This is a genomic window from Pseudomonas sp. CFSAN084952 (assembly GCF_009648855.1).
GTDB lineage: Bacteria > Pseudomonadota > Gammaproteobacteria > Pseudomonadales > Pseudomonadaceae > Aquipseudomonas > Aquipseudomonas paracarnis.
The window spans coordinates 1617451-1633301 of sequence record NZ_CP045767.1 but is presented as its reverse complement, the minus strand read 5'-3'; the positions used below and the strand labels follow the sequence as shown (position 1 = coordinate 1633301).

The 15851-nt window shown below is 61.3% G+C and carries 10 protein-coding genes and 2 pseudogenes; 10 read left to right on the top strand and 2 right to left on the bottom strand.

What is annotated here, in order from left to right; all coding sequences use genetic code 11:
• Position 1: 1 nt before the first annotated feature.
• A complete protein-coding gene (locus tag GH769_RS07620; protein ID WP_172832686.1) occupies positions 2-853 on the bottom strand; it encodes a hypothetical protein in 852 nt (283 codons plus the stop codon).
• Between the two features lie 329 nt (positions 854-1182).
• Between GH769_RS07620 and GH769_RS07615 the strand changes: the two genes are divergently transcribed.
• The 5 genes and pseudogenes from GH769_RS07615 (at position 1183) to GH769_RS07600 (ending at position 8174) form a co-directional block, all read left to right on the top strand.
• Positions 1183-2073, top strand: coding sequence for a bestrophin family protein (locus tag GH769_RS07615; RefSeq protein WP_003190542.1), 891 nt, complete (start codon positions 1183-1185; stop codon positions 2071-2073).
• 138 nt (positions 2074-2211) lie between these two features.
• Positions 2212-3291 (top strand): annotated as a pseudogene (locus GH769_RS29370) (cache domain-containing protein); the annotation flags it as partial.
• Between the two features lie 327 nt (positions 3292-3618).
• Positions 3619-4155, top strand: a pseudogene (locus GH769_RS29365) (methyl-accepting chemotaxis protein); the annotation flags it as partial.
• Positions 4156-4445: 290 nt separating this feature from the next.
• Complete coding sequence (locus GH769_RS07605) at positions 4446-6854, top strand: glucose/quinate/shikimate family membrane-bound PQQ-dependent dehydrogenase (protein WP_032903509.1); 2409 nt, start codon at positions 4446-4448, stop codon at positions 6852-6854.
• A 57-nt stretch (positions 6855-6911) separates the two neighbouring features.
• Positions 6912-8174: a carbohydrate porin gene (locus tag GH769_RS07600; protein ID WP_032903508.1), complete on the top strand. Its 1263-nt coding sequence runs from the start codon at positions 6912-6914 to the stop codon at positions 8172-8174.
• Here the strand turns inward: GH769_RS07600 and GH769_RS07595 are convergent.
• Entirely contained in the window at positions 8171-9346 is a 1176-nt protein-coding gene (locus GH769_RS07595) for a XylR family transcriptional regulator (protein ID WP_020302070.1), read from the bottom strand. The genes GH769_RS07600 and GH769_RS07595 overlap by 4 nt on opposite strands.
• A 139-nt stretch (positions 9347-9485) precedes the next feature.
• Between GH769_RS07595 and xylA the strand changes: the two genes are divergently transcribed.
• From xylA to GH769_RS07570, 5 genes are all read left to right on the top strand, one after another.
• A complete protein-coding gene (gene xylA / locus GH769_RS07590; RefSeq protein ID WP_032903507.1) occupies positions 9486-10802 on the top strand; it encodes a xylose isomerase in 1317 nt (438 codons plus the stop codon).
• A gap of 143 nt (positions 10803-10945) precedes the next feature.
• Positions 10946-11947 (top strand): D-xylose ABC transporter substrate-binding protein, encoded by a 1002-nt coding sequence (gene xylF, locus GH769_RS07585; RefSeq protein WP_032903506.1) that lies wholly within the window; start codon positions 10946-10948, stop codon positions 11945-11947.
• On the top strand, positions 11944-13497 hold the full coding sequence (xylG, locus tag GH769_RS07580) for a D-xylose ABC transporter ATP-binding protein (RefSeq protein WP_032903505.1): 1554 nt from the start codon (positions 11944-11946) through the stop codon (positions 13495-13497). Before xylF ends, xylG begins: the two co-directional genes overlap by 4 nt.
• A complete protein-coding gene (locus GH769_RS07575) occupies positions 13498-14634 on the top strand; it encodes a sugar ABC transporter permease (RefSeq protein ID WP_014718057.1) in 1137 nt (378 codons plus the stop codon).
• An 838-nt stretch (positions 14635-15472) separates the two neighbouring features.
• On the top strand, positions 15473-15781 hold the full coding sequence (locus GH769_RS07570; RefSeq protein ID WP_003190524.1) for a DUF6124 family protein: 309 nt from the start codon (positions 15473-15475) through the stop codon (positions 15779-15781).
• The last annotated feature ends 70 nt before the right edge of the window (positions 15782-15851 follow it).

Sequence of the window (15851 nt, the reverse complement as noted above, 5' to 3'; positions counted from 1 at the left end):
CTTACGCTCCCATCTCAATAGCATGCAGGCCCATCGCAAATGAAAAGGCCATGAACCGCTTTACCAGGCTGGCAAAGGGTGGCAGAACTTCCAGCCGGGTTTTGGAGTGGGCTTTGAAATAACCCTTTTCGACCCCCTCCTGCACCATACGGATAATGTGGGTCTTGGACACGGAAAGTTGCTTGGCCAAGGCCAGGTAGGAAGACGACCGGAAGGTGGCGCGGTCGTTCTCAGGGGCAAAGGCATCGTTGTAGATCGCCAGCATCAACAGATGGCCGGCATCGCGTTTCACCAGCCAATAACATTCGGGCAGCAAGACATCCACCGTCAACTCGGCCGCGAGAATCATGGCAAAACCTTTGAAATAGAGCGCCAGGAACTCACGGTCATCCAAGTCACGCATCTGCCGGAACACTTCCCGTTCGGGGTAGAGCAGCGCCAACGACTCCGTGAGGGCGGTGAGCATCAACCGCGCTTCGCGGCAGGCTTCATCCGAGGGTGCATACACCCTGAAGCGACTGTCTTCGGGGTGCGGCGCAACCTCCATGAAACCCAGGGCCCGGAATAGCAAAAAAATCGATTCCAGGCTGTTTTTCGAACAGTATTTGCGCGTTACGCACAAGGCTTTAACTTCTGCCAACAACGGCAGCGGTGTGGAAAAGTATTGGCTCAATAATGCAAACGACACCATCAAGCGGCTGTATTTAAGGGCACTCTTGTAGAAAAACGGTCGTTTCGAATAGGGCACGAGCAGCACGTGATAATGCGCTCTCATGCACGATTCAAAATCCTTATGACGTTCGAGCGCTTGCGCGGTATTACACATAGCCAACTTCAACGAACTGACACGCATGAAAGAGCCCTGATCATCCAACTTGATGCCACTGATCTCAGCTACGAAATCCCTGCAGCCCGGCCCCAAAACAAATCACTTCAAAATTCCTGCCATTAATGGCTTTTTGCCTCGAACGCAATGTACAGCGATTGCCGGACAAGACGTCATCAGTACCAAAGTTGTTCCACCGTCAAATGCCGCGTAGCACACACTTACGCGCAACCTTTGGTTACATTCTCTCCGCCTGGCGGTTAGAGGACTAATCGATTCAGCACACTGCGAACCTTCCTTCCTCGACGGCGTCGTAACAGGGGATTGTTGCCAACCGCCCGCCGCGAGGTTCTCGTTTGAAAGCTGCCCTTCTGAAGAAATACCGCCTGATCATCAAGACCATGGGCTATGTGGGCTGGGCGTTGTTCTGGCTGTTGTTGTGGGATGTGGCGGTGACGGTGGATTTCATGCTGTTTCTCACCGCCAAGATCAATTTGCCGCTGATGCCCCTGACCTTGCTCGGCTCGGCACTGGTGGTGCTGATCAGTTTTCGCAACAGCAGCGCCTATAATCGCTGGTGGGAAGCACGCACGCTGTGGGGTGCGATGGTCAACAACTCGCGCAGTTTTGCCCGGCAAGTGTTGACCCTGCTCGATGACGCCCCCGGTGAGGTGAACCCGGTGAAGTCGACGCTGTTGCGCCGTCACGTGGCTTACGTCAACTGCCTGGCTGCGCACCTCAAGGGCCAGCCGTGCCCGGAGGAAGTGCGAGCCTTTATCCCCGCCGAAGAATTTGCGCGCAACGGCGCCACCAATAACTTCGCCAATGACATCCTCACCGGCTCAGCCTCGTTGCTGGCGCGCGAATACCAGGCCGGGCGCCTGGACAGCATCCGCCTGGCGCGGTTGGAGTCGACCCTGGTGGACCTCTCCAACGCCCAGGGCGGCATGGAGCGGATTGCCAACACGCCACTGCCCTACCCTTACGTGTACTTCCCGCGGCTATTCATTTCGCTGTTCTGCCTGATCGTACCGGTGGGCCTGGTGGAATCCCTCGGTTGGTTCACGCCGCTGGCTTCCACAGTCGTGGGCTTCATGCTGCTGGCCATCGAACGCATCGGCACCGACCTGCAAAGCCCGTTCAATTCCAGCGAACACCAGATCCAGATGGAAAGCATCTGCGAAACCATCGAGAAGAACCTGCAGTCGATGCGCCGCGATGCCCTGGTCGGTGACCCGATCGCCTGATTCCCCCTGCTCAAGTGCCAACTCCCTCGGCCGATATACCGAGGGTACGCATGGCCTCGCCTCTCACAAAAACGCCTGCGACACGCAGCACTAATTTTTCTCCCCTTGCCAAAACTATAAATACCCGCGGGTGAAGTCATGAATATCAAGCAGAAGCTGACATGGGCGTTTGCGGCCATCGCGTGCGTGCCGGTCATCCTGGTCGCCATTATCGTGGTGCTGAATCTGCGCGAGGGTGCGCTGGCCAACTTCCTCGACAGCAGCGGCCGCGAGATCCGCCAGATCGACAATGGCATGCAGCAGTTTTTCGACGGCATCAGCCAGAATGTCGACTTCGTCGCCAAGGACCCGCGCGTGATCGCGGCCAAGAACCTCAAAAGCTATGCCGGCGCCGATGCCGCGCAAATCCCGCTTACGCCGACCAACACAGAGCTGCTGGCGATTTTCGATCAGTTCGCCAAAAGCCACCCCAGCACCGCCTACCTGTCCCTGGGACTGAGCGATGGCGGCTACGCCAGTTGGCCAGACGACGCCAAACTGACGCAATACGACCCGCGCACCCGCCCCTGGTACCAGGCCTCCATCGCAGCGCCAGGCAAGACCGTGCGCACAGGCGCCTACTACTGGGCCCCGGACGACGTGGTGCTGATCGGCACCGTGCGCACCGTCGCGGATGCCACGGGCAATGTCCTTGGGGTGGTTGGCCTGGACGTGTCGCTCAAGCAACTCACCGAGCTGGTGCGCACCATCAAGCTGGGCGACAGCGGCTACCTGATGCTGGTGGAAGCCGACGGCAACGTGCTGGTGGACCCCAGCGATGCCACGCACAATTTCAAGCCCCTGGCGGGCCTGGGCGCGAACTACGCCGAACTGGCCAAGCACGGCGATGGCGTGACCGAGGTGAGCATCGACGGCGTGGCCTACATGGCTAACGTGGTCAGTTCCAAAGACCTGGGCTGGCGCTTTATCGGCCTGATCAAGCGCGACGAAGTGATGGCCGGCGCCACCCGCCTGACGTGGTTGATCGCGGCGATTGCCGCCGTATTGGCCGTGGTGTTCGCGATAGTAGGCGCTAGTTTCGCCCGTGTGATCGTGCGCCCGATTCGCGGCGTGGCCGACGGTTTGCAGGAAATCGCCGAAGGTGAAGGCGACCTCACGCGCCAGCTCAAAGTGCAAGGCAAGGACGAAACCGCCAGCCTGGCCGGCTGGTTCAACCAGTTCCTGAGCATGATTGCGCAATTGGTGCAGCGCATCGGCAACGCCTCCTCAGACCTGCAAACCGCCGCCGCCGACACCAGCGCCGTGGCCAACAATATGAACCAGGCCGCCGGCCGCCAGCGCGAAGCCGTGGAACTGGTGAGCACTGCGTTCAACGAGATGGTTGCCACCGCCAACGAAGTCGCGCGTTCATGCAGCGCCGCCGCCACGAGTGCCGATGAGGGCTATCGCGACGTGCACACCGGCCAGCAGCACATCGGCGAAGCCACCGGCAGCGTGCTCAAGCTCAGCGAAGACCTGCAAAAATCCACACAGACCATGCAGTTGCTCGAGCAAGACAGCCAGAACATCAACACCATCCTCGATACCATCCGTTCGATAGCCGAACAGACCAACCTGCTGGCGCTCAACGCCGCGATCGAAGCTGCCCGCGCTGGCGACCAGGGCCGCGGCTTTGCGGTGGTCGCCGATGAAGTGCGTGCACTGGCGCGTCGCACCGCCGACTCCACCGGCGAAATCGACAGCCTGCTGGGCAACCTCGCCCGCCGCACCCAGGAAGTCACCCAGCAGATGCAAGGCAGCTTGCTGGTGTCCAACACCAGCGTGGAGCGCATCCAGCAGGCCCGTGACAGCTTTGACAAGATCCGCGGCTCGGTGGATTCGATTCGCGACCAGAACACTCAGATCGCCACCGCCGCCGAAGAGCAGCACCAGGTGGCCGAAGAGATCAACCGGCATATCGCGCAGATCCACGCTGACGCGCAGTTGGTGGAAGGCTTTGCGCATTCGGCGCAGACCGGTTCAGGGCGGCTGACGGATATTTCCGGCCAGCTCAATGGGCTGGTGGGGCGCTTCAAGTTCTGATGCCCGCCCAATAAAGGCAGCGCTGTACCGTGGCGAGGGAGCTTGCTCCCGCTGGAGTGCGTAGCAGTCCCAGTCTTTTAAAATAGGAGCGGGGCCGCTTCGCGCCCCAGCGGGAGCAAGCTCCCTCGCCACAGGGTACGCGTCGCCGGGTCCATCTATGCCGCCTCAGAGGCGGCCCTGCCCATCATCGCAGTACCTGCAACAGTCTATTGCAGGACTCAAATGTACTAACTGGTTACTTATCTTGCTAAAATCGCGTCTTTGCCCTCTCTCACTCGAGTCCATTCGACATGAAACGAGCATCGCGCGCCGCTGGCGTCTCTAGATTCTTACTCCTGGGCCTGGGCGTCGTCATCGCCCTGCTCGGCCTTGCGCTGGCCGTCGGCGGCGCCAAACTGGTCAGCCTGGGAGGCTCCTGGTACTTCCTGCTCGGCGGCGTGGCCATGGCCATTTCCGGGCTGTTGATTGCCCGCTGCAAGCCTGCCGGCGCCTGGTTGTTCGCCGCGTTTCTAGTGGCTACTGCCGTGTGGGCGGTGGCCGACGTGGGCCTGGAATACTGGCCGCTGTTCTCGCGACTGTTCATGTTTGCGGTGATTGGCGTGGTTGTGGCGCTGGTGTATCCATTGCTGGCCGGCAAACCGGCGCGGGGTGCCTATGGCGTCGCCGCCGTGTTGGCGCTGGGCGTGGCGGTGGCGGCGGGCAATATGTTTGTCGCGCACCCAAGCGTTGCGCCCACCGGTGCAGGCCCGGGCATGACCCCGGTGGCGGCGGCCGATGCGCAGAAAGATTGGGCCCACTACGGTAATACCGAAGGTGGCAGCCGTTTCGCCGCGCTGGACCAGATCAACCGCGACAACATCGACAAGCTCAAAGTCGCCTGGACCTACCACACCGGCGACGTGGCCATCAGCGACGGCAACGGTGCCGAAGACCAGCTGACGCCCCTGCAGGTCGGCAACAAAGTGTTTATCTGCACCCCGCACAACAACCTGATCGCGTTGGATGCCGACACCGGCAAAGAACTGTGGAAGAACGAAGTCAACGCCAAGTCGGCAGTGTGGCAGCGTTGCCGGGGCATGGCGTATTTCGACGCCAGCGCACCGATTGCCCAGCCGACCCAGCCCAACAGCTCGCCGATCCTGACCGCCAGCGTGCCTGTCGGTGCGCAGTGCCAGCGTCGCCTGCTGACCAACACCATTGATGCACGCCTGATCGCCGTAGACGCCGACACCGGCAAGTTCTGCGAAGACTTTGGCACCCATGGTCAGGTGGACCTCAAGGCCGGCCTGGGCAATGTGCCGGACAGCTACTATCAACTGTCCTCGGCGCCGCTGATGGCCGGCACCACCGTGGTGGTCGGCGGTCGCGTGGCAGACAACGTGCAGACCGATATGCCCGGTGGCGTGATCCGTGGCTTTGACGTGATCACGGGTCAAATGCGCTGGGCGTTCGACCCAGGCAACCCTGAAGACAAGCAGGCCCCGACGGGCGACGCCACCTACGTGCGCAGCACCCCGAACAGTTGGGCGCCGATGTCTTACGACCCACTGATGAACACGGTCTTCCTGCCGATGGGCAGCTCGTCCACCGATATCTACGGTGTGGAGCGCACCCAGCTCAACCACAAATACGGTGCTTCGGTGCTGGCACTCGACGCCTCCACCGGTGCCGAGAAGTGGGTGTACCAGACGGTCCACAACGACCTCTGGGACTTCGACCTGCCGATGCAGCCCAGCCTGATCGACTTCACCCCGCCAGGCAGCGACAAGGCTGTACCCGCCGTAGTCATCGGCACCAAGGCCGGGCAGATCTATGTGCTCGACCGCGCCACCGGCAAGCCGCTGACGGACGTGCAGGAAGTTCCGGTCAAAGCCGCGAACATTCCCAACGAGCCGTATTCCCTCACCCAGCCGAAATCCGTGGGCATGCCGCAGATCGGCGCGCAAACCCTGACCGAGTCGGACATGTGGGGCGCGACGCCGTATGACCAGTTGCTGTGCCGCATCGACTTCAAGGGCATGCGCTACGACGGCCTGTACACCGCACCAGGCACCGATAAATCCCTGAGTTTCCCGGGTTCCCTGGGCGGCATGAACTGGGGCAGCATTTCCACCGACCCGGTGCACGGTTTTATCTTCGTCAACGACATGCGCCTGGGCCTGTGGATCCAGATGATACCGTCGCAGAACAAGGCCCAGGCCTCTTCCGGTGGTGAAGCGCTGAACACCGGCATGGGCGCCGTGCCGCTCAAGGGTACGCCGTATGCGGTGAACAAAAACCGCTTCCTGTCGGTGGCCGGCATTCCGTGCCAGGCGCCGCCGTTCGGTACCTTGACCGCCATCGACATGAAGACGCAAAAGGTCGCCTGGCAAGTACCGGTGGGCACCGTTGAAGACACCGGCCCCCTGGGTATCCGCATGCACCTGCCGATCAAGGTAGGCCTGCCGACCCTGGGCGGTACGCTGTCCACCCAAGGCGGCCTGATCTTTATTGCCGGCACCCAGGACTTCTACCTGCGCGCCTTCAACAGCAGTAATGGCGATGAAATCTGGAAAGCCCGCCTGCCCGTCGGCAGCCAGGGCGGGCCGATGACCTACGTGTCGCCGAAAACCGGCAAGCAATACATCGTCGTCACCGCCGGCGGCGCACGCCAGTCCACCGACCGTGGCGACTACGTGATCGCCTACGCCCTGCCGTAACCGCCCTTTGTTCGCGCGGTGCTCCGGCACCGCGCTTTGTGTTTGGAAAGATCCCCCATGACCCCTACTCCTCATACCGCCTGGCGCCTGGCGCTGGGCCTGGCCTTTGCGGCCGCCCTGCCCGTTCAAGCCGACGACACCACCCTGACCGGCGACTGGGGCGGCCTGCGCCGCGAACTCGACGCGCAAGGTGTGCGCTTTACCGGTGACTACAGCGGCGAGACCGCCTACAACGCCCACGGCGGCCAGCACCGTTCGGCGCGCTACTCGCAAAACGTCAAGCTCGGCGTGCAGTTCGACCTGGGCAAGCTCTACGGTTTTACCAACGGCGACCGCATCCAGCTGACCATCAACGACCGACGCGGCAACAGCGCCTCCGAGGACCTGGTGGGCAACCGCCTGCCGATCCAGGAAAACTACGGTGGCCTCTACACGCGCCTCACCGAACTGAGCTACGAGCGCACGCTGTTCACCCCGGCGCTGAACCTCAAGCTGGGCTATATGGCCATGGGCAATGACCTCGGTGGCCTGGACAGCGGCATCCTGTGCAACTTCATGAACGCCGGCTTCTGCGGGCATCCGCTGAACATGTCCGGCGGCAGTGGCTGGGCCAACTACCCGAATGCGCACCTCGGTGCCCGGTTGAAGTACGACTTTTCGCCCAACTGGCAGCTGCGCGTGGCGGCGTTCAATGTCGACCCGTCCAGCAACGGCAACTCCAGCCGTGCCTGGCACCTGGGACCCAAGCACACCACCGGCACCGTGGTGCCCATCGAGCTTATCTACAAGCATGCGGGCGCACTGCCCGGGGAATACAAGCTCGGGTATTACTACGACAGTTCCGATGTAAAACGCATTGGCAGCAACAAGGACGTCAGCGGACGTGGCGGTCACTACCTCTTGATCGACCAGGCTGTGTGGGCCTCACAATCATCCCAAGGCCGTAGCCTGCACGCCTTCGGCCAGTACTCTGCCGCCAGCCAAGCGGCCTCGCCGTTCACCCAGTGGTATGGCGCAGGCGTGGTGCTGTACAAACCGTTCGAAGGTCGCCCGCGCGATACCGTCGCCCTGGGCTACGGCCGTGCGGTGCCGAACCCGCGCAGCCGTGATGTGCAAGAGTTGACTGCGTTCAACGCCGGGACGGCCTATCCCGACCTGGACACGGCCGAACAGCTGATCGAGCTCAGTTATGGCTACCAGGCCACGCCTTGGCTGACCTTGCGCCCGGATGTGCAATACATCATCGAGCCGGGAGCTTTTTCCGGGGAGAGCATCGACAATGCGCTGGTGCTGGGCTTGCAGGTCAAAGCGGTGTTCTAGTTCGTGCCCTGCTGATACTGACGCGGCGTACAGCCAAATTCGCGGCGAAACACCGTATGCAGGTACTGCGCAGAGGTGAAGCCACAGCGTGCAGCAATGTCGGCAATCGCAAGGCTGTGGTTTTCCAGGCCTTTGGCGGCAGCGGCAAGTTTGAAGCGCAGAATCTCATCATGCACGCTGCAGCCGCGGGCCTTGCGAAAATGCGCTTCCAGGGACGAGCGGGAAACACCGACATAAGCCGCGACCTGATCGGTCTTGATACCCTGGCAGGCGTACTGGCGGATAAACAACAAGGCCTGCATCACGTAAGGGTTGCCCAGGGGTTGATGCAGGCTGGAGGCCTGCACGTTGATGGCGTCCGGCGGCACCAGCACCTGGGTGCCCGTGCAGGGTTTGCCATGCAACATCTGATGCAACAATGCCGCAGCGGTACGGCCCATGGTCTCCGTGCCCTGGATCACCGAACTGAGCGGCACCCGCGTGAGGGTGCGGGTCAGCGGGTCGTTGTCGATGCCGATCAACGCCACCTCCTCCGGCACCGCAATACCCGCCGTCAGGCAGGCTTGCAGCAATTGCCGAGCGCGGGCATCGGTCACCGCGATGATGCCGATAGGCTTGGGCAAACTGTGCAGCCAGGCAATCTGCTGCTCCACCGCGCTGTCCCACAACGGCGCACTGGTGCCCAGGCCGCGATACACCTCTACCTGCAAGCCATCGCGCTGCATCAAGCGGCGAAAAGCTTTCTCACGCTCCTGGGCCCACCGATTGGCCTGGGCTTCGGGCAGGCTGAAACAGGCAAACCGCGTCAACCCCGCCTCCACCAGATGCTCGTAGGCCAGCTTCATCAGGGCATGGTTATCGGTGGCCACATAAGGAATGCCCTTGGGGTACTTGCTGACATCCTCATAAGAGCCACCCACCGCCACCACTGGAAGCCGACTGCCGGCCAGCGCCTCGCCAATCAGCGGGTCATCGAAGTCGGCAATGATGCCGTCCCCCTGCCAACGCTCGATACCGCGCAGGCGGCAGAGGAAGTCTTCTTCCAGGAACAGGTCCCAGGATGCGCGGGTGCTGCTCAGGTAATTGCCAATGCCGGCGATGATGCCGCGGTCGTAGATTTTGCTGCCGTTGAACAGCAAGGCGATGCGGTGAACGGGCGGTAGGGTTTTCATTGTTTTTGTCCTTAGGCCGGTAGGGACAGACTAACCCTCACCACTCAAAATCGCACTACACCTTGGTGATTTTCATAATCAGCCGCCCAGGTGCCATTGCTAGTATCCAGACACCGCCCAGAACAATAAGGAAAACCCCATGCCGTACTTCCCCGGTGTCGAGAAGGTGCGCTTCGAAGGCCCTGCCAGCACCTCTGCCCTCGCGTTTCGTCACTACGACGCCAACAAACTGATCCTCGGCAAACCCATGCGGGAGCACCTGCGCATGGCAGCCTGTTATTGGCATACCTTTGTGTGGCCGGGGGCGGATATGTTTGGGATGGGGACGTTCAAGCGCCCGTGGCAGCGCAGTGGCGATCCGATGGAGGTGGCCATCGGCAAGGCCGAGGCGGCGTTTGAGTTTTTTTCCAAGCTGGGCATCGACTACTACAGCTTTCACGACACCGATGTGGCGCCCGAAGGCAGCTCGCTCAAGGAGTACCGCAACCACTTCGCGCAGATGGTCGACCACTTGGAGCGCCATCAGGAACAGACCGGCATCAAGCTGCTGTGGGGCACTGCCAATTGCTTCAGCAACCCGCGTTTTGCCGCCGGGGCCGCGAGCAATCCAGACCCAGAGGTGTTCGCCTTCGCCGCCGCGCAGGTGTTCAGCGCGATGAATGCCACGCTGCGGCTCAAGGGCGCCAACTATGTGTTGTGGGGTGGTCGTGAGGGTTATGAAACCTTGCTCAACACCGACCTCAAGCGCGAGCGCGAACAGCTCGGGCGTTTTATGCGCATGGTGGTGGAGCACAAGCACAAGATCGGCTTTACGGGTGACCTGTTGATCGAGCCCAAGCCCCAGGAGCCGACCAAGCACCAATACGATTACGACAGCGCCACCGTGTTCGGCTTCCTGCATGAGTACGGCCTGGAACACGAAATCAAAGTGAACATCGAGGCCAACCACGCGACGCTGGCCGGGCACAGTTTTCATCATGAGATCGCCACCGCCGTGTCGTTGGGGATCTTCGGCAGCATCGACGCCAACCGCGGCGACCCGCAGAACGGCTGGGACACCGACCAGTTTCCCAACAGCGTCGAGGAAATGACCCTGGCCACCTATGAAATTCTCAAGGCGGGCGGGTTCAAGAACGGCGGCTATAACTTCGATTCCAAGGTGCGCCGCCAGAGCCTCGACGAGGTGGACCTGTTCCACGGGCATGTCGCCGCCATGGATGTGCTGGCCCTGGCGTTGGAGCGTGCGGCGGCGATGGTGCAGGACGACCGCTTGCAGCAGTTCAAGGACCAGCGCTATGCCGGCTGGCAGCAGCCCTTGGGCCAGGCGGTGTTGGCCGGTGAGTTCAGCCTGGAGTCATTGGCTGAACATGCCTTTGCCAACGCGCTGGACCCACAGGCGGTGAGTGGGCGCCAGGAGATGCTTGAAGGCGTTGTGAATCGGTTTATCTACACCTGACTGTGGCCAGAGATTGCTCCCGCTGGGGCGCGAAGCGGCCCCAAAAAATGGGAGTGCTACGCACTCCAGCGGGAGCAAGCTCCCTCGCCACAAAGAGGATCTTCCCCTAGTGTCTTTCCAACAACAATAAAAGGACGCACACCATGAAGTCATTCAAACCTGCCCTGCTCGCCGCAGCCCTGGCGCTGTTCGCCCTGCCGGTAATGGCCGACCCTGCGCACCCGAAAATCGGTTTTTCCATCGACGACCTGCGCCTGGAGCGCTGGTCCCGCGACCGTGATTACTTTGTCGCCGCCGCGGAAAAGCTCGACGCCAAGGTGTTCGTGCAGTCTGCCGATGCCAACGAACAGAAGCAGATTGCCCAGATCGAAAACCTGATCTCCCGGGGCGTCGATGTGATCGTGATCGTGCCGTTCAACGCCACGGTGCTGACCAATGCGGTGGCCGAAGCCAAGAAAGCCGGGATCAAGGTGGTGTCCTATGATCGCCTGATCCTCAATGCCGACATCGACGCCTACATTTCTTTCGATAACGAAAAAGTCGGCGAGATGCAGGCCAGCGGCGTGTTGCAAGCGGCGCCCAAGGGCAATTACTTCCTGCTGGGCGGCGCGCCGACGGACAACAACGCCAAGGTGCTGCGCGAAGGTCAGATGAAGGTGCTGCAACCGGCCATCGACAAAGGCGATATCAAGATCGTCGGCCAGCAATGGGTCAAGGAATGGAACCCCACCGAGGCCTTGAGCATTGTCGAAAACGCCCTGACCCGTAACGACAACAAGATCGACGCCATCGTCGCCTCCAACGACGCCACCGCCGGCGGTGCGATCCAGGCCCTGGCCGCGCAGAAACTGGCGGGCAAGGTACCGATCTCCGGCCAGGACGCTGACCTCGCGGCGATCAAGCGCGTGATCGATGGCACCCAGACCATGACCGTGTACAAACCGCTCAAGCTGATCGCCACCGAAGCGGCCAAACTTTCGGTGCAGTTGGCACGCAGCGAACAACCGACCTACAGCTCGCAATACGACAATGGCAGCAAGAAGGTCGACACCATCCTGCTTACGCCGACGCCGTTGACCAAAGCCAACATCGACCTGTTGGAAAAGGACGGTTTCTACACCAAAGAGCAGATCGCCGGGCAATGACCGTGGCCGCCGATTACCTGCTACAAATGAACGGCATCGTCAAAAGCTTTGGCGGTGTCAACGCCCTTAACGGCATCGACATCAAGGTCAAACCTGGGGAGTGTGTGGGCCTGTGCGGTGAAAACGGTGCGGGTAAATCCACCTTGATGAAGGTGCTGTCGGCGGTGTACCCGCACGGCACCTGGGAGGGGGAAATCCTCTGGGATGGGCAGCCGCTCAAGGCCCAGTCCATCCGCGAAACCGAGGCCGCCGGGATTGTCATCATTCATCAGGAACTGACCCTGGTGCCCGACCTGTCGGTGGCCGAGAACATTTTCATGGGCCACGAACTGACCCTGCCCGGTGGGCGCATGAACTACCCGGCGATGTTGCACCGCGCCGAGGCGTTGATGCGTGAACTCAAGGTGCCGGACATGAATGTGGCGCTGCCGGTGTCGCAGTATGGCGGCGGCTACCAGCAATTGGTGGAGATCGCCAAGGCGCTGAATAAACAGGCGCGCCTGTTGATCCTCGACGAGCCCTCCTCGGCCCTGACCCGTGGCGAAATCGAGGTGCTGCTGGACACTGTCCGGGGCCTCAAGGCCAAGGGCGTGGCCTGTGTGTATATCTCGCACAAGCTCGATGAAGTGGCGGCGGTGTGCGACACCATTGCAGTAATTCGCGACGGCAAGCACATCGCGACCACCGCCATGGCCGACATGGACATCCCCCGGATCATCACGCAGATGGTCGGCCGCGAAATGAGCAACCTCTACCCCACCGAGCCCCATGAGGTGGGCGAGGTAATTTTCGAGGCGCGTAACGTCACCTGCTACGACGTCGACAACCCCAAGCGAAAGCGCGTCGACGACATCTCCTTCGTGCTCAGGCGCGGTGAAATCCTTGGCATCGCCGGCTTGGTGGGGGCCGGGCGCACGGAGTTGGTGTCGGCGCTGTTCGGCGCCTACCCCGGGCGCTACAGCGCCGAGGTGTGGCTGGAGGGTCAGGTGATCGACACGCGCACGCCGCTCAAGTCGATCCGCGCCGGGCTGTGCATGGTGCCCGAAGATCGCAAGCGCCAAGGCATCATCCCCGACCTGGGCGTGGGCCAGAACATCACCCTGGCGGTGCTGGACACCTACGCGCACCTGACCCGCATCAACGCCGAAGCCGAACTGGGCAGCATCGACCAGCAAATCAGCCGCATGCACCTCAAGACCGCCAGCCCGTCGCTGCCGATCACCAGCCTCTCAGGCGGCAACCAGCAAAAGGCCGTGCTGGCGAAAATGCTGATGACCCAGCCCAAGGTGCTGATCCTCGACGAACCCACACGCGGGGTGGACGTGGGCGCCAAGTACGAGATCTACAAACTGATGGGTGCGCTGGCCGCCGAAGGCGTGTCGATCATCATGGTCTCCTCGGAATTGGCCGAAGTGCTCGGCGTGTCCAACCGCGTGCTGGTGATTGGCGACGGCCAGTTGCGGGGAGATTTCATCAATGAAGGGCTCACCCAGGAACAGGTGCTCGCCGCCGCGCTCAGCCATAACCCTAATGATCGGAAGACCGCGTAGATGAATCAGGTCAAACATCTTTTTACCCGCTACAAGATGCTCGCGCTGGTAATCGCCGTGGCGTTCATCTGGTTGTTTTTCAGTTGGCAGACCGAGGGTGGTTTTCTCACCCCGCGCAACCTCTCCAACCTGCTGCGGCAGATGTCGATCACCGGAATATTAGCGTGCGGCATGGTGCTGGTGATTATCAGCGGCGAGATCGACTTGTCGGTGGGCTCGTTGCTCGGGCTGTTGGGCGGGCTGGCGGCGATTCTGGATGTGGTCTATCACGTGCCGCTATTGGCCAACCTGAGCCTGGTGGCGCTGTGCGGCTTGATGATCGGCTTGGCCAACGGCTACATGACCGCTTACCTGCGCATCCCCTCGTTCATCGTCGGCCTAGGCGGGATGTTGGCGTTTCGCGGGATACTGCTGGGGATTACCGGCGGCACCACCATTGCGCCGGTGTCGCCGTCGCTGGTGTATGTGGGCCAGGGGTATTTGCCCCACAACGTCGGCATCGGGCTTGGCGTATTGTTGTTTGCCCTGACACTGTTCCTCACCTGGAAACAACGGCGCAACCGTGCGCTGCATGGGTTGGCCGCGCATTCACGGCTGCGCGATGCACTGCGCGTGGTGCTGATTGGCGCGGTGCTCGCAGGCTTTGTCACCACCCTCAACCGCTACGACGGCATCCCCGTGCCGGTGCTGCTGTTGCTGGCGCTGCTGGGGGTGTTCAGCTATGTCACGCACCAGACCGTGTTCGGCCGCCGGGTGTATGCGGTGGGCAGCAATATGGAGGCCACGCGGCTGTCGGGCATCAATGTGCAAGCGGTAAAACTGTGGATCTTCGGCATTATGGGCGTGATGTGCGCCCTCGCTGGCCTGGTCAACACCGCGCGCCTCGCGGCGGGCTCACCGTCGGCCGGTAACATGGGCGAACTCGACGCCATCGCCGCGTGCTTTATTGGTGGCACCTCGATGCGCGGTGGTTCGGGCACGGTGTATGGCGCGTTGCTTGGGGCATTGGTGATTACCAGTTTGGACAACGGCATGTCGATGCTGGATGTGGACAGCTACTGGCAGATGATCGTCAAGGGCAGCATTTTGGTGCTGGCGGTGTGGGTGGATGTGAGCACGCGCTCGGGCAGGCGGTAACTCGTCCGCCAGAACATCATCGATTACCTGTGGGAGCTGGCTTGCCTGCAATAACGGCCTGACAGCTGATCTCCATCTACCTGACACCCCACGGTCAAACTGTGGGAGCTGGCTTGCCTGCGAAGGCGGCCTGGCAGTCAACACAGTTGAATTGTGTGCATATCCATTCCTGCGGTAACGGCCACCTAGGGTTCCGCTCTGACAGCGGCTCACTTTTGAAAAGAGCCCAAAAGTAAGCAAAAGGCTCTTGCCCCACCACTCGGCACCTCGCCTAGGCTCGGTGTGCCCGTAATCCGCCAGTGATTTGGGGGGCCGCCGCCACGCGCCATCCATGGCGCGGGGCTGCTAAACCGGCATCCCTGCCGGTTTACCCCCCAAATCACTGTCGAATTCCGGCCAGCGTGGTTTGACGGGGCGCTTAAGATCAAAAGCAGATCAAGATCAAGAGCGGCTCGCTTCGCATCGTGGTTAGCGGCGATTGCAGGCAAGCCACATTGATCGTATTGCAGCGTGGGTTAGTGGCATTTGGTCATGGTTTGTAAAGGGCCAGCAAGGCGTGTCCCTTTAAATTGCAGGACGTTTCCTAGACAATCCTTGCCGCCTTGTGCCTGCTGGAATCGGTGGCTAGTCTGCGGTCCGTCACTGCCAAATCAGTGATCGGGTTTAGTCGCCCGGATTCGAGCAAGCGTTTGGTCCCATAACGTTTTTATGGTGGCTGTGCGCGGGGCGCCCTCGGGTGCGCCGGATGCTCTGGACCGGTCGACTAACCTGCGTACAGCCGCCACCCTACGTTTAGTCGCGAAGCGTGTCGGCTCCATGAACATTCCGGAGCTATACCATGAATAAAGTACTACCAGACCCACCCATCGATCCCGCAAAAGACCGCGCCGCCTTCAACCGCGCCATCGACCATTACCTGCCTACCCAAGGCTTCCACTGTGTCAACGAAGACCTGAGTTTCGAGGACGCCCTGCTCTACACCGCCAGCCTGCTCGACAGTGCCTCTGCCACGGCGCTGGATTGCGGCGAGCTGCTGCAAAGCCCTGAGCGGGCGAAGATCCTGGCGGTGTGGCATTTGCTGGAAATTGCAAAAACCACCGTAGATCGCTCCATCGAGTGCCTGACCGGCACCAAGGCCACTGCCTAAACGCGGTTAAAACTGTGGGAGCGGGCTTGCCTGCGAAGGCGGTGTGTCAGTCATTGCATTTGCTGCTGTA

Coding starts and splice junctions, on each gene's coding strand:
- xylA (WP_032903507.1), top strand. CDS start 9,486: ATGCCGTACTTCCCCGGTGTCGAGAAGGTGCGCTTCGAAGGCCCTGCC.
- xylG (WP_032903505.1), top strand. CDS start 11,944: ATGACCGTGGCCGCCGATTACCTGCTACAAATGAACGGCATCGTCAAA.
- GH769_RS07605 (WP_032903509.1), top strand. CDS start 4,446: ATGAAACGAGCATCGCGCGCCGCTGGCGTCTCTAGATTCTTACTCCTG.
- GH769_RS07570 (WP_003190524.1), top strand. CDS start 15,473: ATGAATAAAGTACTACCAGACCCACCCATCGATCCCGCAAAAGACCGC.
- GH769_RS07595 (WP_020302070.1), bottom strand. CDS start 9,346: ATGAAAACCCTACCGCCCGTTCACCGCATCGCCTTGCTGTTCAACGGC.
- GH769_RS07575 (WP_014718057.1), top strand. CDS start 13,498: ATGAATCAGGTCAAACATCTTTTTACCCGCTACAAGATGCTCGCGCTG.
- GH769_RS07620 (WP_172832686.1), bottom strand. CDS start 853: ATGCGTGTCAGTTCGTTGAAGTTGGCTATGTGTAATACCGCGCAAGCG.
- GH769_RS07600 (WP_032903508.1), top strand. CDS start 6,912: ATGACCCCTACTCCTCATACCGCCTGGCGCCTGGCGCTGGGCCTGGCC.
- xylF (WP_032903506.1), top strand. CDS start 10,946: ATGAAGTCATTCAAACCTGCCCTGCTCGCCGCAGCCCTGGCGCTGTTC.